This is a genomic window from Peribacillus sp. NPDC097895 (genome assembly GCF_050277555.1).
Lineage (GTDB): Bacteria > Bacillota > Bacilli > Bacillales > DSM-1321 > Peribacillus.
Window position 1 is genome coordinate 262,242 of record NZ_JBNNSH010000004.1, and the last position, 19,957, is coordinate 282,198.

Annotated in this window: 13 protein-coding genes and 2 pseudogenes; 11 read left to right on the forward strand and 4 right to left on the reverse strand. The window is 36.3% G+C overall.

Translation table 11 applies throughout. From position 1 onward, the window contains the following. Window positions 1–16 precede the first annotated feature (16 nt). The gene (locus ACQKMH_RS20375; RefSeq protein ID WP_427589216.1) at window positions 17–454 is read right to left on the reverse strand and encodes a MarR family winged helix-turn-helix transcriptional regulator; all 438 of its coding nucleotides are present in this window, start codon (window positions 452–454) and stop codon (window positions 17–19) included. 478 nt (window positions 455–932) lie between these two features. Between ACQKMH_RS20375 and ACQKMH_RS20380 the strand changes: the two genes are divergently transcribed. Next, a complete protein-coding gene (locus ACQKMH_RS20380; RefSeq protein WP_427589217.1) occupies window positions 933–2,180 on the forward strand; it encodes an MFS transporter in 1,248 nt (415 codons plus the stop codon). Between the two features lie 1,647 nt (window positions 2,181–3,827). Here ACQKMH_RS20380 and ACQKMH_RS20385 read toward each other — a convergent pair. After that, entirely contained in the window at window positions 3,828–5,045 is a 1,218-nt protein-coding gene (locus ACQKMH_RS20385) for a cytochrome P450 (protein WP_427589218.1), read from the reverse strand. 388 nt (window positions 5,046–5,433) lie between these two features. Between ACQKMH_RS20385 and ACQKMH_RS20390 the strand changes: the two are divergent. Both ACQKMH_RS20390 and gloA2 read left to right on the forward strand, forming a co-directional pair. Continuing rightward, window positions 5,434–5,722: pseudogene (locus ACQKMH_RS20390) on the forward strand (hypothetical protein); the annotation flags it as partial. A 281-nt stretch (window positions 5,723–6,003) separates the two neighbouring features. Then, window positions 6,004–6,285: pseudogene (gloA2, locus tag ACQKMH_RS20395) on the forward strand (SMU1112c/YaeR family gloxylase I-like metalloprotein); the annotation flags it as partial. Between the two features lie 674 nt (window positions 6,286–6,959). On the opposite strand, the gene ACQKMH_RS20400 reads toward gloA2, so the two are convergent. Beyond that, a complete protein-coding gene (locus tag ACQKMH_RS20400) occupies window positions 6,960–7,604 on the reverse strand; it encodes a GntR family transcriptional regulator (protein ID WP_427589219.1) in 645 nt (214 codons plus the stop codon). A 182-nt stretch (window positions 7,605–7,786) separates the two neighbouring features. Here ACQKMH_RS20400 and ACQKMH_RS20405 point away from each other — a divergent pair, with 182 nt between their 5' ends. The 6 genes from ACQKMH_RS20405 to ACQKMH_RS20430 all read left to right on the forward strand — a co-directional run bounded on the left by ACQKMH_RS20405 (window position 7,787) and on the right by ACQKMH_RS20430 (window position 14,893). Beyond that, a complete protein-coding gene (locus tag ACQKMH_RS20405; protein WP_427589220.1) occupies window positions 7,787–8,515 on the forward strand; it encodes an RraA family protein in 729 nt (242 codons plus the stop codon). A gap of 100 nt (window positions 8,516–8,615) precedes the next feature. Next, complete coding sequence (locus ACQKMH_RS20410; RefSeq protein WP_427589221.1) at window positions 8,616–9,932, forward strand: MFS transporter; 1,317 nt, start codon at window positions 8,616–8,618, stop codon at window positions 9,930–9,932. 45 nt (window positions 9,933–9,977) lie between these two features. Then, entirely contained in the window at window positions 9,978–11,159 is a 1,182-nt protein-coding gene (locus ACQKMH_RS20415; RefSeq protein ID WP_427589222.1) for an aminotransferase A, read from the forward strand. 25 nt (window positions 11,160–11,184) lie between these two features. Beyond that, on the forward strand, window positions 11,185–12,861 hold the full coding sequence (locus ACQKMH_RS20420; RefSeq protein WP_427589223.1) for a M20/M25/M40 family metallo-hydrolase: 1,677 nt from the start codon (window positions 11,185–11,187) through the stop codon (window positions 12,859–12,861). A gap of 268 nt (window positions 12,862–13,129) precedes the next feature. Then, window positions 13,130–14,554, forward strand: coding sequence for an amino acid permease (locus ACQKMH_RS20425; RefSeq protein WP_427589224.1), 1,425 nt, complete (start codon window positions 13,130–13,132; stop codon window positions 14,552–14,554). A 192-nt stretch (window positions 14,555–14,746) separates the two neighbouring features. Then, window positions 14,747–14,893 carry a hypothetical protein gene (locus ACQKMH_RS20430; protein WP_427589225.1) on the forward strand — a complete coding sequence of 49 codons (147 nt, stop codon included), beginning with the start codon at window positions 14,747–14,749 and terminating at the stop codon, window positions 14,891–14,893. A gap of 604 nt (window positions 14,894–15,497) precedes the next feature. Here the strand turns inward: ACQKMH_RS20430 and ACQKMH_RS20435 are convergent. Then, window positions 15,498–16,709 (reverse strand): ROK family protein, encoded by a 1,212-nt coding sequence (locus ACQKMH_RS20435; protein ID WP_427589226.1) that lies wholly within the window; start codon window positions 16,707–16,709, stop codon window positions 15,498–15,500. Between the two features lie 236 nt (window positions 16,710–16,945). Between ACQKMH_RS20435 and uxaC the strand changes: the two genes are divergently transcribed. Continuing rightward, a complete protein-coding gene (uxaC, locus tag ACQKMH_RS20440; protein ID WP_427589227.1) occupies window positions 16,946–18,349 on the forward strand; it encodes a glucuronate isomerase in 1,404 nt (467 codons plus the stop codon). A 125-nt stretch (window positions 18,350–18,474) separates the two neighbouring features. Next, window positions 18,475–19,902 (forward strand): glycoside-pentoside-hexuronide (GPH):cation symporter, encoded by a 1,428-nt coding sequence (locus tag ACQKMH_RS20445; RefSeq protein WP_427589228.1) that lies wholly within the window; start codon window positions 18,475–18,477, stop codon window positions 19,900–19,902. Window positions 19,903–19,957: the final 55 nt, after the last annotated feature.

Sequence of the window (19,957 nt, forward strand, 5' to 3'; positions counted from 1 at the left end):
ATAAATTCAGTATTTTTTATTCTGTTTTTTTTCTCATTATAGATTGATTAAATTTTCTCAACAGATCTCCAAACTTTTCGCAATCCTCATCCGACCATCCGTTCAGCAATTTTGTTACCCGATCCAATCGTCCTTGTTTATATTCAACTAACATCTTTGTTCCAAAATCAGTTATTTGGTAGAAGTAGGCTCTCCCATCCATAGCGTCTGGAACTTTGACCACATATCCTTTTTTCTCAAGAGCTGCAGCTTGTCTGCTTACGGTGGAAATATCCAATTGGAATTCATCTGCCAAAGCTTTTACTCCAGAAGAACCTTGAAGGTATAGTTGATGCAACAAAAGATAGGCAGAACGATCTAGAATAGCATTTCTTTTATCAGCTGTAATAGATGTGAGACGGCGAGTTAAAACCGCCATTTCAAGCTCTATAGTTTCCAGTGGATTTTCTTTCATTTCTTTTAACACCTCACAATTGCCATTATAAACACTATTCTATCCTACCGTAAGCGTTTGTCAATTTACCACAATTAAGAAAAAAACATTGGAGTATTTTGGATTTTTGTTGTATTATACAATCAAATAGTTGCATGGTACAATTAAATGGTTGTTAAAAAAATAAATATAAAAGGGAGCTAATTATGAATAATATAAATAAATAATTAATTAATGATTTCAATAAATTGAATCCTAGCTAACTGTTTTTTCCTGTCTTCAATTTTTAACACGATAGATGGATGCATGCATACTCATGAAATCATGAACAGACAAGGGTACGCTTAGCCATCTGGAAATTTATTGAGAATCAAACTACTAATTGATAGTAACGGGGTATTTTTAGTGATTAAGGATCACTACAGATTGCAATTTTTTATTAGAAAATATTCCTGTTTCGAATCAGTCAAACAAAATATTTAGTAGGAGAGGAAAGTATATGAAATCCGTAACTCAAAAGGGTTCATCTGTTATAAGTAACGCAAAACCAACTATTCAAGAAGAGGGAAGTCTTCTTAAACAGCCCAAGGCAGTATGGGCAGTCTTTTTTGCTTGTATTATTGCATTCATGGGGCTGGGGCTTGTTGACCCAATCTTGCCAGCAATTGCCGAACAATTAAACGCCTCGCATAGTGAAGTAACTTTACTTTTCACCAGCTATAATGCTGTTATGGCCGTTGCAATGCTGATTACCGGTACTGTTTCTTCAAGAATTGGCATTAAATGGACACTGCTTACTGGTATCGTAATCATTGCATTATTTTCTGCATTAGGAGGGTTTTCGAGTGATATCTGGACACTCGTTGGACTACGAGGCGGGTGGGGCCTTGGTAACGCACTTTTTGTTGCTACGTCTTTAACAGCGATTGTGTCACTTTCAAATAGCGGAACGGCGAAAGCCATCATTCTGTATGAAGCAGCAATCGGACTTGGAATCTCGGTCGGTCCCTTGATTGGCGGCTGGTTAGGCGCTATGTCATGGAGAGGTCCATTTCTCGGAGTCGCCACATTGATGGTCATAGCTTTTATTGGTCTTTTTATATTAATGCCATCGTCAAAAACGCCAATAAATACTGTAAAATCCAAAACATCATTAATGGATCCATTTCGGGCCTTGAAGCACCGCTCTCTCTTAGTTTTTGGAATTGCAGCTGCTCTGTATAATTTTGGGTTCTTCACTTTGTTGGCTTATGCACCTTTCGTCATGGGTCTAGATGAGCATGGATTGGGCTTTGTATTCTTGGGCTGGGGTATACTACTGGCCATCACCTCTGTTTTCATGGCTCCAAAGCTTCAGCAATGGTTTGGAACAATTAGATCTATGAGTATAATGTTGATCTTGTTTGCTATCGTATTGATTGCAATGGGCATCTGGACGTCAACCCAATGGGTAGTTATCGCTGCTGTAATTTTCTCTGGTGCATTATTGGGGAATAATAATACATTAATTACGACAGCTGTTATGAATGCAGCACCTGTTGAACGTTCAACTGCCTCTGCTGCATACAGCTTCTTGCGTTTTATCGGAGGAGCTATTGCACCATTTACAGCAGGGAAACTATCGGAAATTTACAACCCAAGTGTACCATTCATTGTGGGTGCATTTTTTGTATTTATTTCGGTACTGTTTATTGGGTTCAATTATAAGCATGTAAAGCATGTTGATACTGTTGAAACAACGCATTGATCAAATAGAGGACCAACTTCTGTTTTAGTGTAAAAAACGCCTATATTTGCCACCGGTATTTCTCCTATAGTCGTTTCACTTGTTTTAAATCCAACTTCTGTAGATAACCGTCATCACCTATTAAGTTTTTTATCAGATTCTATTTTGATCTTGCGTTTTTGTAATTCTTGAACTCCTCTAAAGATAGATCAACTGCATTAGTTAAGAGAAAGAAGGGGAATATTTGTAATATGGATATTTTATGGAGTTTGAATTCTGATTTTCCTAAATTAGCGTTTATGATAGGTGCCAATTATTATTTGTATTGATAAGAGAAATTTTTCCGGGTATATATTCCATACTCAAGATTAAAACTAGTTAAACACCGTTTGGATTATTCTAACGGTGTTTTTGCTTTGTTTGAAAGCTATTTGCATACGCGAACATGTCGCGGATGTTGCAGATTCAATACCTAATACAATATTGGCTAATGTTTCCCAACAATTGCAATGCATTCGCCAGGAGCCACTGAAAATGTGATATGTTTAAATATAGGATGCGAAGTCTTTTTAAATTTAAACCATGTTCGTTGTGTATATGTTTTATTAATTGCTACGACGTCCAATATATTATCACTTTCCCCTTATAATCTTGCTTCGAGTAGTTGTTTCGTATGTGGGTGTTTAGGAGAATCAAAGCAAGTATAAACATCGGAATATTCAATGATATCGCCAAAATAAATTACTGCAACATCATCTGCTAATGCTGCAATCACTCCAAGATCATGTGTAATTAAAAGCATTGTTAGTTGTTCTTGGTTTTGTAGTGTCCGTAACAATGCTAAAATATTATACTGATATGCTCCTGCTCAGCAATGCCTTCGGCTATCAGCAACTCCAAAAATAATTTATAATCAGGAACGTAATCCAGAGGGTCGAAGGGGACCGGGTATCCAATTTTACATTGGTACAGTGCAAGTACCCATGATTGTACTAATGATGATTCAATGGGGGATGAGTTTATAATGGACTAACCTTAACAAAAACATATTCTTAGTACTGATTTCACTTCTTTTATTGCAAACTTTACAATTTGAGGAAGCATTAATGGACAGACAACTATGTCTTTTTCCTATATTTGAAGGATGGAACAGAAGAGTTATTTTTACTGAAACAGAAAATTGTATCTTAAGGGTTAAAGGACACTCTGATTTAAATGAGTGTTTTTTTGTACAGGAATCCACTGAATTATCTAAAATTACAATTGACCATAATGGGACAGCTGATTTTGAATTGATATGTATACGAAATTATGTTTTTTTTATAAAACATAATGAGAGTTGGAAATATATATTTCTAATGGACAATTTTCAATTGTGTTCTCAAAGTTGGGAATTAAGTAAAAAAAAGACTTAGGGAGGTAAGTAATATGTTTAAGAAAAAATGGTTCGTTCTGCTTTGTTTGGTGTTTATAGTATCTGGATGCAGTTCAAGTGACGAAACTACTACATCTCCGACAAATGCTTTCAAATAATCTCAATGAAAAAGGTCGTAATTTAATATACTCCTTTTTTCATTGAGATTATATAAAAAAATTCATTTTTTGTTATTAATAGGTTTTTGTATTACCTAATCTATGTTCGTTTATATTATTAGGCAGCAAGGCTCATTATCTTGTGAATTTTAAAGGAAGACTTTTCACTCCAAAAACGAACGGACTTGGAATCGCCTCCAGCTGAGTCCCTTTTACACCTTCCAATTTTGCAAATGTACTTAATAGTGTCACGAGAGCTACTTCTGCTTCTAGACGTGCAAGCGGGGCACCTAAACAAAAATGAATACCAAACCCGAAACTCAAATGATGATTTAATTTTCTTTCTAACGTAAACCGATTAGGTTCTGTAAACTTTTGTTCATCCCGGTTTGCCGAAGCGACCCAGCAAATTACTTGTTCCCCCTTTTGGATTGTTGTGCCCCCAACTTTGACATGTTCCTTTGTAACACGGCCAATTGCCTGTATTGGAGGATAAAAGCGTAGTGTTTCTTCTACCAATTTTGGTATTAAAGGCAAATTTGTCCTAGCTTGTTCTTGAATGTTTTCATCTTCTGTCATATAGCGTACGGCATTTGTAATTAAATTAGTTGTTGTTTCATTGCCCGCAACTAATAATAAAATACAGAAAGATAGTACCTCGTCTTCTGTTAATTTTTCCCCATCAATTTTTGCCGCTAATAATAGCGAAATTAAATCTTCTTCAGGATTAATTTTTCTCTCTAAAATTATTTTTTTGAAATATTCTTTAAGAAACCCACTTCCTTCCTTACGTTTTTGTTCCATTATTTGGAAGGCTTCATTTGAACCATCTTTGGCCCCTTCCACGAGAACATCAGAATAGGTTTTAAAAAGATCCCGATCCTTAGCAGGGACCCCCAATAATTCGGCAATTATAATGACAGGCAACGGACCAGCAAGATTATGAACGAGATCCATAGTCCCCTTCTCATTAACTTGATCGAGAAGGTAAAGTGTCACCTCTTCGATTTTATTTTTTAAATCCTTCACTGCTTTAGGAGTGAATGCCTTGTTCACTAAGTTTCTCATTTTCGTGTGTCTAGGAGGGTCCATTGTCAAAATGCTTCCTTGAAGAGTTCCAGCGCCTCGTTCCGATGAAAACAGTTTTGGATTTTTTAGAATATAATGAACGTCTTCATATCGAAACACATCCCAGCAGCTTCGAGCCTCGTCGTACCTTACAGGAGTTTTTTGTCGTAAACTATTAAAGATTGGAAAAGGAAATAATTGATCTGCGTTCGAATCAATTTCGCTCATGGGAATGAGATTAGCATACTGCTCCACTGCGCTTGTTGATTTACGTTCTTGTGTCATGGTTTCATCTCTCCTTTTATTGTGCCTAATATTCATACTGAAAATAGTCATGAACCGGTTCATTAACTAAGATAACAAACTCGTAATTTGGTTTCAATTGACATAAATTGAGATATTTTTCAATAAGAAGAAAGTAATAACTCGGAAAATTTGATTCACCACCTATTGAAAACTCTTTTGAGTTTCATAGCTTCTCGTTTAAGGTCATGCCTGTACCCCAAGTCATGACAGCAGTGTAATACTTAGCTTTTTATATTTATATCTCAAAAAACTCTCAAGCTATCCACAAAATTCCTGCATAAAAATTCTATATTGATAATAAAGAAAAGTTGGGATGAAAGTTGGATACGTATGATATCAGAATAGTGATTCATTACTATACAAGTATGGTGTTTTGAAGGTACCGATAGCAGGATGGGACAATCCTATATCTGCTTTATATCCGTAGATTTTAATAGGGACGGGATATATGGGCTCGAAGCATATCAGAGGATAGCCGGAAGGTACAATGCCGATTCACTCGGAGTTGTACAGACCGTTTTGAAATGGAACGGCAAGCGTTCGGTCCTGACCGTCAGAATGTGGCTATCTTTGGAAGGGATATAGCATTTAGGAAAGGAATGTTCATGAAGAAGGTAACGGGCAAAACCTTTGCGCAAAAGACACCGAAAGTATGAAAGGTATTAAGGGGAATTATATTAATAAAATGTAATCTAAAATATAGCGGAAAAATGGATAGGGGGCTTAGTGGATTAGGTCTTCCAATATTGATTTATCACATATTTCATCCATAAATTGTAACGAGAAATCATCTAACAAACCATTATACCTATATTCAGCCTTATCCACTATTATTTTTAGTTTGCCGCTGAAGTTTTTACGAGAAGCAATAGGTGGGTTTCTGCAAAGGGTGTGTCAATCTTGCGATGCTGGCTACATGTAAGGGAAGTTTCATAACTATCGGGCAGAAAGGAAGTCCTATAAATTAGATTTATTGGTGGGAGGGGAATATCAGCTGGAATTGTTTTCATTTCCGGATAGCCCACACCGTCCAAGTTATCCAGAAGCAAGAGGGCTTAGACATCTTGCTTTTGAAGTGGAAGATATTCATCGAGCTATTGAAAATTTAGAAAAAGATAACATTCCAGTCGAACCTATCCGTGTTGATGAGTTAACAGGAAAAAGGTTTACTTTTTTTTGTGATCCGGATGATTTGCCTCTTGAAATGTATGAAAAGTAATAATTACAGTAGGGTTATGTATATTTTGATATAAGAAATCGAGGTACCTTAAAACAAAATAGTATTCAAAACAAAAATGGAAATCATTTTGTGATTTCCATTCAAACTGTAGACAAACTCGATAATAATGGAGTTTGTTTACAGTTTTTTTAGGTTTTTAAAATATGACCGTAGATTACCTGGACGCGCATTTTCCGCAGGAGTCTCGCACACCAGTTCCAATCAACTATGTCATAAAATCCGAATTATATATTAAGTCTTTATCAACCTAGTGTATTAAAATTCCCATGACATAAAGATAGGATTTAACATCTTATGCTGAAAACGATTCCAAATAATTAGGTCGGATGGGGGAGATCCGGTCAATACTTTCATGTAAACGCTGGATGCAGCCTGTTACTGTTAAAAATGTTGGGATCACTTTGATCAAACGCCACGCCATCAACCTACAGCATAAAATCAATTTCTTCTTATATTTCGATTCCTTTCCCTTCAAGGATAGTATAAAAGGCATTACCCTTATTGACTATATGCCGGCCATCAGTTGTTGTTCTCTAGCATCCATTCGTGTAACAGGAATGCAAAGCTCCTTTAAAAGTAAGGATGTGTCAAGGCATAAAAATTCCTTCTTGTAACCTGGCCGCCGACAATGAAACACCATCAGTTCCAAACAGTCATGAGTCCAGGAGTGTTTTTCTGCCATATTGTAAGTGTTCTTCCATATGACGAACTGCTTCTTCCGTGTTGTTTTTTTCCAGTGCCTCTACAACTAGTACGTGTTCATCATATGTTTGCTTGAGGCGATCTAATTTTTTTTTCAACACTTCTTTTCCGAAAAATTCCAGCTTGTCTCTAATGCTTTTAAACATCTCAAACATTTGTTCATTTTTATTAAACTCCATTATTTTAAGGTGGAACATCATATCGCATTCAAGTGCTAAATGGGAATCTTCATTTTTTATATACTCGTATTGCTGGTTTAATATGTCATAAAGTTCTTCAAGTTGCCATTTTTCAATACTATGTGAAAGCTTCCGTAACGCAAAGGTTTCCAGTGCAATTCTTATTTCATATACTTCATTGACCTGCTTTACAGAAATATCGCGTATATAGATACCTTGTTTTGGGTGAATACGGACAAAGCCATCATGTTCTAATCGCTGAAGGGCTGACCGAATGGGGGTCCTGCTCATTTCTAACTGTTCGCTAAGTTCCCCCTCAGAAATAAATTTTCCTGGAGACAACTTTCCATTCATAAGTAGTTTCTTTATCATTTCATAAGCTTTATCTTTTAAAAATTGTCGTTTAGGTATGCTCATTTTATCTATCCTTTTTTTAAAAAGTATTAATAGTATGTAAAAACAAATCAAAAATAGAATCTCATTAACTTCTTACTCTATTCTATCATAAGTATCGCTCATTTAAATTCAGAATACATTGACTAATTATTTTATCTGTTGTATACATATGATATACAACAAGAATACAACGAGTCACAAGAGTGTGGCAAGAAGCGATACCGCTTACAAAGAAAGAAAGGATGAATGCAATGATAACGGTAAATTCTAAAACTCCAAGGCCTAAACTTGAAGAAGTAAAGCAATTGGGCACTATTTCACCAAGTGACTATGGGCATCATTTGAATTTCCAATTAATCAGTACTAAGAAAATCAAGCCTTTATTCCCGATTGAAAACACATTTGCTGGTCCGGCAGTGACGGTCCGAATCCCACCAAATGACGGTCTATTAGTTTATAAGGCACTGGATTTAGTGCAGCCTGGTGATGTAGTTGTGATTGATATGAACGAAGAAGAGCGTTTTGCATGTTGGGGAGAAATTACGACAAGAGTTGCGCTGGAAAAAGGAGCCATTGCTGCAATTATTAACGGGCCTGTTACCGACACTAAAATAATTAATGATTTGCAATTCACCGTGTTTTCTTACGCGATTTCACCTTTAACTACCAAAGTCTATAGTATTGGTGGCGACGTAAATGTACCTGTATCCATTTCAGGATGCATCATTAACCCTGGGGATATTATTGTTGGAAGTAATGATGGCCTGTTAGTTGTTCCACAACAAGAAACATTAAGTTTTATTGAGATTGGCAAAAAGGAAGAAGAAGAAGATGAAAAACGACGTCAAGAGTTGCAAGAGTTAGGTGTTGAAAGATACCTTCGTCGGTTCGATCCTCTTTGGGAAAAGATGTTAAATAATAATCAGAATTAAGCGATTTACTAAAAATACTTATTTCTCACCTAGGCTCCCAACATAATCCTGTTTTATACTTTTTCAGTTATCAATTCTTATAAAGGAAGTGGATAAAAAGATGAAACAAGTGAAAATCGAAAAGCAGGTAGAATTAGTCGCTGAATCTCAAGGGAAGGAAAGAAAAATTGGATTACGTTGGGGAATGGGATTGATCTTTTTTATTATAGGTTTGATAGCGTACATGGACCGAGCCAACCTTTCTGTGGTCGCTAAACCGATGATGGATGCTTTAAATATGAACAAAGTTGAATTTGGGCTTTTGTCTTCCCTCTTTTACGCAGGATATTGTATTGCTCAAATTCCAGGGGGTATGCTGGCAGAAAGGTTCGGGTCAAGGAAAATCATTATAATAGCGATTACCTGGTGGTCTGCATTTACAGCACTTACAGCGGCCTCCACTTCTTACGTTGTATTATGCATTGTAAGGTTTTTATTTGGTGTTGGAGAGGGTCCGATGTATCCAGCCAACGCTGTCTTCAATTCATACTGGTTCCAAAAACATGAAAAGGGACGAGCGGCAAGTGCATTATTAGCTGGTTCTTTCTTCGGACCTGTTATAGCACCAGGAGTTTCAGTAGCTATCATGCTGCTTTTTGGATGGCAAGGCGTTTTCTATAGTTTCGCTATTCTCGGCATTGGTATTGGCTTAATTTGGTATATTGTTGGTCGTGATAAACCAGAAAATCATCCTTGGATTTCTGAAAAAGAAAAAGTTCTTATATGTGAAAATCGAAGCATCACCGGAACAGAAAAAAAGACCGCCCCGTGGAAGATGTATCTTAGAAACATCCGATTTTGGGCGGTTGGGATACAATACTTTGTCGTCATCTATATGAACACCTTCTTTTTAACATGGTTACCTACTTATCTAATGGAAGCACGAAATTTCTCTTTAAAAGAAATGGGGGTTGCTGCAAGTTTCCCTTGGCTGGCTATTTGTTTCACTGTTCTAGCTGGAGGCGCCGTATCGGATAACATCTTACAGAGAACAAACTCACGAATGAAGGCTCGAGGTAGTCTAGCATTGATCGGATTCATTTTTTTCATTATCGGTTTGTATTTCGCTGCCTACTCCACAAGTCCTTGGATGAACGTTGTCTGGTTGACACTAGCACTTGGTGCTCTTGGGCTGCCAATCGTTACTTCATGGGCAACCGCAAACGATTTAGGTCAAGAATTCGCAGGATCTGTCAGTGGTTGGATGAACCTTTGGGGAAGCATTGGAGGAATAACGTCCCCGATTATCTGCGGATGGTTTGCGCAGGAAATGGGTTGGAATACAACCCTTTTAATCAACATCATCCCTATAGGACTTGCAATTTTCTTATGGTTTCTCATCAAACCCGATCGTCCATTAATTCCTGCTGAAAATTAGAAACATTATGTAAGGTCAAAATTCTTAATAAAGGTGATAGGACAAATGGAAAATTCGATAAATAAAAGCGTCTCAACCATCAAGATTCCCGGCATACGGACATTTTCCAATATGGTGATCCATTATTCCGATGCGATCAACCTTACCCTAGGTCAGCCAGATTTCACAACACCTGAACATATTAAAGAAGCTGCAATAACAGCGATTAGACAAGACCATACAGCCTATACACATAACGCCGGCCTATTGAGCCTACGGAAGGCTGCCGCAGATTATGTATTCCAAAAGTACAATCTCACCTACAATCCTGAGGATGAAATCATTGTAACAAACGGTGCAACTGAAGCCATTGACAGTGCGTTCCGGACCATTTTACAAGCAGGGGATGAAGTCATTCTTCCCTCTCCAATTTATCCTGGATACGAACCGTTAATTACATTATGCGGAGCAGTTCCGGTTTACGTTGATACGTCAAAAAATTCTTTCAAAATGAATGCTGAAATGATTAAGAATAAACTAACGGAACGAACACGCTGCATTGTTCTTTGCTCACCTTCAAATCCTACCGGAAGTATGTTAAGTGAAGAAGATATCCTTGAAATTGCTAATGTACTTAGAAATACAAACATCTTTGTTGTATCAGACGAAATCTATAGTGAACTGTCTTATGATAAAAAGCATTGTTCAATTGCCTCTGTTCCAGGTATGAGGGAGAAAACCATCGTCATTAACGGACTTGCAAAATCTCATTCTATGACAGGTTGGAGAATTGGTTTTACTTTTTCGCCTTCCTATTTATCTAGCCAAATGTTAAAAGTCCATCTTTATAATTCAGTATGTGCCAGCACAATTAGCCAATATGCCGCAATCGAAGCTTTAACCCAAGGGAAGGATGATCCGAGCCAGATGGTTGAAGAGTATCGAAAACGAAGAGAGTACATCTGCACACGGCTTACCGACATGGGTTTAGATGTGGTCAAACCAGATGGTGCCTTTTACGTTTTCCCTTCTATAAAAAGTACAAAGATGAAATCGTTTGATTTTGCGCTGAAGCTGCTCCAAGAGACAAGTGTTGCAGTTGTTCCTGGCGATGCGTTTTCAGAGTTTGGAGAAGGGTACGTAAGGATATCTTATGCGGCTTCTATTGAAACGCTTGAAGAAGGATTAGACCGAATGGAGCAATTTGTCCATTCAATAAAGCGTAATTTGTTAGCAACTAATAAATAAAAAATTTTTTAAGGAGATAACAATCATGTACAACAAAATTTACAACATGACAATGCCTGAAAAAGTAGAAACACTTACACGTGCTCTTGTAAGTATTAACAGCATTAATGGAACAATTGGCGAGGTGGAAGTAGCCAACTTTGTAAAAGAAACTCTTCTAGGCTTTCCGTATTTTCAACAAAACCCATCTCAAGTATGGGAACAGCCGGTTCCAAACGATCTACTGGGCCGGAAAAATATATTTGCTTTAGTCAAAGGGAAAACAGAGACAAAAGATACAATTATTTACCATTCGCATTTGGATACAGTTGGTATTGAAGATTATAGCAACATGAAAAAAGATGCGATGAATCCGGATGCGTTAGAGGATTTTTTCAAAATGTATGAATTTGACAAAGATGTACAAAAAGATGCTCAATCAGGAGAGTGGCTGTTTGGAAGAGGGTCCGTTGACATGCAAAGCGGAATCGCAATACATATTGCCAATGTTCTCCACTTTTCCGAACATCCCGAAGAATTAACGGGTAATATTCTGTTAATGGTGAACCCTGATGAAGAGAGCCAGCATAAGGGAGTGATATCTGCCATTGCTGAGTTGAATAGATTGAAAGAGGAGCAAGGATTGTCTTATACGGTAGCTATTAATGATGACTTTATTACTCCCTTATATGATAATGACCCTCACCGCTATATTTATACGGGAGCAGCAGGAAAGCTTCTGCCGAGTTTCTATATTTATGGTCGCGAGGCCCACGTAGGTGACACGTTATCCGGTATTGATCCAAACTTTATTGCGGCTGAGATAACGCGCCGTGTGCATAATAACCTGGATCTAGCCGAAAATATTGATGGTGAATTGGTTCTTCCGCCTTCTTGTTTGTATCAACGCGATACAAAAGAATTTTACAATGTTCAAACCGCTACTAGTACCTACCTATATTTTAACTACTTTGTTTATAAAGCGACGACGAAAGAAGTCATGGATAAATTAACTGCTGTTGCAATTGAGGCCTGCAGGGAAACAGAACATGTTCTATTCGAGCATTACAACGATTTTCTCATGCGCACAGGGTTGCCACCGAAAACACTATCCTGGAATATTGAAGTAACGAGTTTAGCCGATTATGTGGATGAGTTGGAAAAGATGGGTATCAATACATCGGACAGAATGAAGACAGTGTTTAATGAGAATGAAAATTTAGAGCCAAGAATGCTTTGCTTCAAAATTGTCGAAGCCTTACAAGAACTTGATCCGAATAAAAAGCCTCGGGTCATCATGTTTTTTGCGCCACCTTATCTTCCACACAACTATTTAAATCAAGATAATGAGAGGGACGCTAATCTGGAAAATGCGTTAAAAGAAGTATTAGCTGAAGTAGCAAAAGAAACCGACGAAAAGTTTGCACTGAAAAAGTTCTTCCCCTATTTGGCAGATGGCAGCTTTTTATCATTGCACGAAACTGACGAGGACATCCTGGCGTTATTAAATAATTTCCCAGAATGGGAGTCCATTTATCCTTTGCCTATAAAGGATATTAGAAATCTTAATATTCCGTCTATTAATATCGGGGTATATGGAAAAGACGCTCATAAATGGACAGAACGGGTTTATAAACCTTATACTTTTGGCATTTTACCCGGACTTTTGAGAAATGTAACTCTTAAGTTATTAAAAAAAAATGAGGGAATTTTAAGTAAATAGATCCGGAAATGTAATGGCTTCAGAAGATAGGAAGGAGAGAGTAGCTTTTATTCCTTCCTATCTTCCCTAAAAATTTAATGTTTATTAAGCTTTTAATTGCTATCGAATTATTTAGGAGATGCTAAATAGTTTATGTAGTTTTTTGCAACAGGTAATGAATATGAATAAAAGTAGATATAAACTACTTTCCAAGAAATGTGCACGTAATAATTATCGTAATATTAAAAAAATATGTTTTATTTAATGATATAAGAAAGAGTGGTAAAAAATGGGAATGGTACCTAAGGAAAACGATGAATTAAAGCGCACGATGAAAAGCAGACATTTGTTCATGATTGCACTTGGTGGTGTCATTGGAACTGGATTATTTCTCGGTTCAGGATTTACAATTAGTCAGGCAGGACCCGGAGGAGCTGTTCTTGCTTATTTACTTGGTGGGTTTCTTATGTATCTTGTTATGCTTTGTCTTGGTGAATTAACAGTAGCTATGCCAAGTTCGGGCTCTTTTCAAGCATATGCTACGAAATTTATTAGTCCTTCAACCGGATTTACGATTGGCTGGCTTTACTGGTTAAGTTGGGCAAATACGATTGGATTAGAATTTACATCTGCAGGTATTCTTATGCAGCGTTGGTTTCCGGAAGTTCCGGTTTGGATTTGGTGTATGGTATTCGGAATTATCGTATTCTCAATCAATGCATTGTCCACTAGAAGCTTTGCAGAAACAGAATTTTGGTTTTCTAGCATTAAGGTGACTGCTATTGTTCTCTTTATAATCCTAGGTGGTGCAGCTATGTTTGGTTTCCTTAACTTAAAAGGTGATGAATCTGCCCCATTTTTTTCGAATTTCACAGGTGACGGTGGCCTTTTTCCAAATGGGATTCTCGCCATATTTTTAACAATGGTTACTGTGAACTATTCTTTCCAGGGAACTGAGCTCATTGGTATCGCTGCTGGAGAAAGTGAAAATCCAGACAAGACACTTCCTCGCTCCATTCGAAATATCATTTGGCGTACCATGTTTTTCTTTGTTTTGGCGATGGTTGTACTTGTTGCACTAATACCGTGGAAAACTGCCGGGTTGGTTGAAAGTCCGTTTGTTTCCGTATTTGACATGATTGGAATTCCATATGCTTCAGATATTATGAATTTTGTTATCCTTACCGCTGTTCTATCTGTAGCTAATTCAGGATTGTATGCAGCATCAAGAATGCTCTGGTCACTTTCTAAAACTGAAATGGCCCCATCTTTGGTAGGTAAATTATCTTCAAAAGGTATTCCGTTGAATGCGCTGATTATCACGATATCCATATCGGCCCTCTCACTTCTTACTAGTGTCGTGGCTGCAGAAACTGTATATGTATGGCTTATTTCTATCTCTGGTGTGATTACAATTGTCGTATGGATGTCTATTTGTGCATCACAGTTCTTTTTTCGAAAACGGTTTATAGCAGAAGGTGGTAATGTAAAAGATTTGAAATTTAGAACACCCCTTTATCCACTCGTTCCGATCTTGGGATTCGTATCATACGGAATTGTGTTAATTAGCCTTATTTTTATCCCTAATCAAAGACTAGGGCTATACTGTGGTATACCTTTCATGGTAGCCTGTTATATTTATTATCACGTAATAATAAAGAAGAGAAATAAGCAAAAAAGTGGCGAAGACAATGAACTTGGAAAAGCACAATGATTTCAATGTAGAATATTCCCCACATTACATGGATAAGTTTTCATGAACTAACTTCGTTGTAATAGAGATTCACAAGATTATCAAGACCTAAATTAGATTTTGAAAAAATCCCTCTTGTTTTATTGGATAATTTCGAATTCAAGGTTATTGCTAATCTTTTCAGCCGTTTCTAAGACGCAGGGGAGGTATTCATTGATTACTTTATTAATGTCTACTCTTCCGGAATGTGTTGGGCAATTCAAGGCAGCAACAATTTCTCCTCGTAAAATAAATGAAAATGGGATAGCCTCCTTTAAAAGAATAGAGGCAATCCCATTTTTTATTGGAAAGGCAGAATAAAACCGACCATTTGGTATCGGTGTTTTATGCGTATTTATACAAGTCGTTGTTCATAATTTCGGATAGTTTAAACTGTTTTGTGGATTGTTTAGAGGCCAAGTTACCAGTAAGTTAGGATATACCTAAAAGGGAGTGTGGGAAATGAAAAAAAGTATAAGCAAACTCATATTTTTATGTTTAATGTTAGCGCTCTCACTAACGGCGTGTTCATCGGACGATAAGTCGAGTGATGGGGAAAAATCAAATGACTTGACGGTATATTCTCTTCAAATTCAATTATGTTTGCACCAGAACCAAATCCCATTAATTGAATCTTTTCTTCTTTTGTAAGTGAAAACAAACATATGTTCTGGTTATTAAGTTATTGTTCATTTGTGAAATTTTACAAATGAAATAATTGGGAATTCTTATAGAAGGGAGTCTTTATCTCAATTAGTAGATTAAGGGCTGTTCAGCAGCTAAAATTCAGGTTTAATTCTGTATTAACAAATAAGAGTATGTATCTGGAAATAAAAACCATAAAGCTATTTTTACTAAAGCTTTACGGTTTTTATAGCTGTTAGGAAAGTATCAGCCTAGTTTTCTGTCAGAAAGAATCCTTAACCTATAACTTTTTGACAGACATATTATTCAGTGAATTAATATCTTCTATTGATTCAGGATATACAAAGTTAGGCATCGTAATTTCAAGAAAATTCTTTATCACCAATGCACAGGCACCTAATTCACATGCTTTTTCTCCAATTGAGGATATTAATAATTCTCGATAATGAATTGTGGAGGAAGAAAGATTTTTCTTAATTTCATTTATAGAATCTGGGTATAGAGAAAGTAATTCACTATCAATTATTAGAACTTCAGGGTTATATATGTTGATGATATTATTCAAACCGATTGAAATATAATAGAGGAAGTTTTCCATTTGTCTATGTAGTTCAGTATCGTTTTGATTAAGCCATTCTTCAATATGTTTATAAGTTATATTACTAACTTGTTTTTCTTTAGAAAGTTGTTTTAAAAAGATAGACTCAGAAGCATATCTTTCCCAGCAGCCTTTGTTCCCACAAGCACAAAGGTCTCCTCCTGGTTGGATAATCATGTGACCAATCTCTCCAGCATAGCCATCATGTCCTTTAGATAATTTGTTATTTATTAATATACCAAGGCCTATACCTGATCGAAGTGTTATGCATACCAAATTATCAGATTTATGATATGTGTAGGCTCGTTCAGCAAAAGCTGAAAGATTTGCATTATTTTCAAGATATACGTTAACGTTTAACTCTTTTTCTAAATCATTCTTTAAGTCCACATCATACCAGTTTAACCGAGGAATAAAATGAATGAGTTCATCTGTAGAGACAAGACCATGAATTGAAATTGCTACACCAATAAGTCCGTATCTAGACTTAAGGCATTCATTTTTATATTTATTAATTTTTTCAACTAGTAAATCAAAGATATCCGAATAACTTGTCGTATGTATTTTAATAGTATCTGACGAAACAGGATGACCATGAAGGTTAGAAAGAGTGAAAGAGATTTGACTATAATCTAAATCAATACCTAATGCATATCCTGCTGCTCCATTTAAAGATAGCATTATAGGTTTTCTTCCAACTTTTGAATGATCCTGCTGTGTCTCAATAATTATATCTTCATCAATTAAGCTTGCAATCTGTACTGAAATAGTGGCTTTTGTTAATGTTGTAATCTTAGACAATTCTGCCCTTGAAATTATTCCTGCTTCTACAATTTTACTAATAATTAAAGATCGATTTAATTTCCTGATATAAGCTGCATCACCAGTAGGCATAAATGTGTCCTCCAAATCTTAACTGACATTGCTCTTTATTATAGCATTTTCATTTGAAAAATATTGACACTTAATTAAAGAATTTTAATTGACTGAATTTTATAAACATGATAAATTACATCTTATAATTAATTAGTTTACTAATCGAACAAATTAAATTAACCAAAAATGAAAGTGTTTGCATTGAGAGTTTTAATCTTATAAATTTAATCTTATTCCCCTAGGAGGAAAATAATATGAAATATTTTTTAGGAGACGATTTCTTACTTTCCACACCTACAGCAGTTCATTTATATAAAAATACTGCAAAAGAAATGCCAATCTTTGATTTTCACTGCCATTTAGATCCAAAAGAAATTTTTGAGAATAAACATTATGAAAACCTTACTCAACTATGGTTAGCAGGCGATCACTACAAGTGGAGAACGATGCGAATGAATGGTATAGGGGAGCATTTTATAACAGGAGAAGCCAGTGATTGGGAAAAGTTTTTTGCTTGGTCTCAGACGGTACCATGTTTAATTGGAAATCCACTTTACCATTGGACTCATATGGAATTAAAGAGCTTTTTTGACATTGATAAAAGACTTAGTCCCGATACCGCGATGGAAATTTGGGAAGAATGCAATAAAAAATTACAAGATACGGAGTTTACACCTCAATCTTTTATTAAGAAATCTAATGTGCAATTTATTGGTACTACAGACGACCCTATATCTACTCTTGAATACCACCAATTATTAAACTATGATTCTACGTTTAAAACAAAGGTTGTACCAACCTTTCGACCTGATGGAGCACTGTTTATTGAACGTCCAACTTTTCAAGATTGGTTAAAGGAGCTAGAGCAAGTAGTTCATCAACGAGTGACATCTTTAGCAGAATTAATTAAAGGACTTCAATACCGAGTTGACTTTTTTCATGCAAATGGAGGCAGGGCAGCCGATCACGATATTCCTTACATGGAGTATAAAAAAGTAACTCTAGCAGAGGCAGAAACAATTTTTACAAAACGTATGAATGGAGAGTCGCTTTCACAAGAAGAATTGATCAAGTATCGATCTTTTCTTCTAAAAGAACTAGGGAAAATGTACGCTCAAAAACAATGGGTGATGCAATTACATATTGGGGCTATGCGAAATAATAATACAAAAATGAAAAATCTTTTGGGCTCGGATACAGGGTTTGATTCAATTGGAGAAGCAAACATCGCACGAGGATTATCCCATCTTCTTGATGCGCTTGACCAAGAAGATGCGTTGCCAAGAGTCGTATTATTTAATTTAAATCCTAAAGACAATCCGGTATTAGCCTCCATGATGGGGAATTTCTATGAAGAAGGTGTTCCAGGAAAAGTTCAGTTTGGTACAGCTTGGTGGTTTAACGACCACATCGATGGAATAGAGAAACAATTGAAAGATTTAGCTAACGTCGGGTTACTTAGTCATTTTATCGGTATGCTGACAGATTCTCGCAGCTTTCTTTCCTATGAAAGACATGATTATTTCCGTCGGATCCTATGCAACCTAATCGGGAAATGGGTAGAACAAGGAAGGGTTCCAAACGATAATGTGCTTCTTCAAACACTGATTGAAAATATTTCCTATTACAATGCAGAGAAATACTTCTTACAGCGTTAATACAGGGAATGCTCTTTTTGCTTATTAAAGATATAGCAAGCATCAAAGGGGGGATAGTGCTTAAGGGTTAAAATACACGCTATTTCTGCTTCTTTATGAAAAGGTTTACAATACAGGGGTTATATATGGGGAAAGAAGGGGATGGTTATATGGGATTACCAGTGGTTCCTGTTAAAAAGACAGCGGTCACCGCTTCTAAAAAGCTCACTTTTAAAGAAAAGTTGTCTTACGGTTTTGGTGATATTGGAAACGGGCTTATGTTTGATATGGGACAGTTATACCTTCTGAAATTTTATACAGATGTTTTAGGAATCTCCGCTTACTGGGGAGGCTTGGTGTTTTTAATTTCAAAAATTTTCGATGCATTTGCAGATACAAGTGTTGGTGCATTTGTAGATTCAAGAACAAATTTCTCAAAACGAGGAAAGTTCCGCCCGTTCATTTTATGGGGAACTGTTCCACTGGCATTAATGACGGTCATCTCATTCTTAGCTCCAGACTTTTCGGATAATGGGAAGATTGTGTGGGCGTTTATCACCTATATGGGGTTTGGTCTAGCTTATTCAATTGTTAATATCCCGTACGGATCATTATCTGCTGCCATGACGCAAGATCCAATTGATCGAGCATCTTTAGGTTCATTTAGAGCAATTGGTAGTCAAATGGCACTTCTTATTTCTGGAATGGCAGTTATTCCTATTGTAGTTCAGTTTGCTAATAAAGAAGTAGGATACATCGTTGCTATATCTGTAATGGTGATATTCGGAATAATATTTCATCTTATTTGCTATCACAATACAACAGAAAATGTTATTAGAGCACCAAAAAATGAAAAGGTACCGCTGTCTACGTTATTCAAGGCATTGGTTTCAAATCGACCTCTTATTGTATTGTGTTTAGCAGCTTTGTTCATGATTACTTCATCCAATATTCGCAACGCTGTTCAATTGTACTACTTAGAATACAATTTAAAGAATCCGGAACTTATGTCAATACTATCATTTTTAAGTATTGGGCTCGCTGTAGTTGGTTCAATGTTCATTCCAACAATGGTAAAAAGAATTGGTAAGAAAAATACCTTCATGCTTGGACTTATGGTTTGTATTGCTAGTGATGTATTAAATTTTGTATTGCCAACAGGTACGGCTACGTTTTTAACTATTTTCTCTTTGGGAAACTTTGGGTTATCGTTTGCACTTGGTCTACCGTGGGTAATGATTGCTGATTCTATTGATTATCATGAGTGGAATTCAGGAGAACGTACAGAAGGGATTGTTTATTCAACGTACAGTTTCTTCAGAAAGCTTGCACAGGCTCTCGCTGGTTTTATTCCAGGGGTAGCGCTAGGGCTTATTGGATATGTTCCAAATATTCAACAGTCTGCAGATACACTGCTAGGTCTTAAAGGACTGTTATTTCTCGCTCCAGCAGCCCTCAATATTATTGGATTAATTATTCTATTTTTCTTCTATAATCTTACAGATAATTTATACAGTAAAATTGTAGCAGACTTAAAAGAAAGAAATAAAGATAATCAGCTTGACTTAAACTAAACCTAAGAGGAGACGTGATGAAAAAATTTCTTAATTATTTTTGTATGCGTTTTAT

What these genes read in the sequence shown, in the direction of transcription:
- ACQKMH_RS20375 (WP_427589216.1), bottom strand. Translation starts at nt 454, where the DNA reads ATGAAAGAAAATCCACTGGAAACTATAGAGCTTGAAATGGCGGTTTTA.
- ACQKMH_RS20380 (WP_427589217.1), top strand. Translation starts at nt 933, where the DNA reads ATGAAATCCGTAACTCAAAAGGGTTCATCTGTTATAAGTAACGCAAAA.
- ACQKMH_RS20385 (WP_427589218.1), bottom strand. Translation starts at nt 5,045, where the DNA reads ATGACACAAGAACGTAAATCAACAAGCGCAGTGGAGCAGTATGCTAAT.
- ACQKMH_RS20400 (WP_427589219.1), bottom strand. Translation starts at nt 7,604, where the DNA reads ATGAGCATACCTAAACGACAATTTTTAAAAGATAAAGCTTATGAAATG.
- ACQKMH_RS20410 (WP_427589221.1), top strand. Translation starts at nt 8,616, where the DNA reads ATGAAACAAGTGAAAATCGAAAAGCAGGTAGAATTAGTCGCTGAATCT.
- ACQKMH_RS20415 (WP_427589222.1), top strand. Translation starts at nt 9,978, where the DNA reads ATGGAAAATTCGATAAATAAAAGCGTCTCAACCATCAAGATTCCCGGC.
- ACQKMH_RS20420 (WP_427589223.1), top strand. Translation starts at nt 11,185, where the DNA reads ATGTACAACAAAATTTACAACATGACAATGCCTGAAAAAGTAGAAACA.
- ACQKMH_RS20425 (WP_427589224.1), top strand. Translation starts at nt 13,130, where the DNA reads ATGGGAATGGTACCTAAGGAAAACGATGAATTAAAGCGCACGATGAAA.
- ACQKMH_RS20435 (WP_427589226.1), bottom strand. Translation starts at nt 16,709, where the DNA reads ATGCCTACTGGTGATGCAGCTTATATCAGGAAATTAAATCGATCTTTA.
- uxaC (WP_427589227.1), top strand. Translation starts at nt 16,946, where the DNA reads ATGAAATATTTTTTAGGAGACGATTTCTTACTTTCCACACCTACAGCA.
- ACQKMH_RS20445 (WP_427589228.1), top strand. Translation starts at nt 18,475, where the DNA reads ATGGGGAAAGAAGGGGATGGTTATATGGGATTACCAGTGGTTCCTGTT.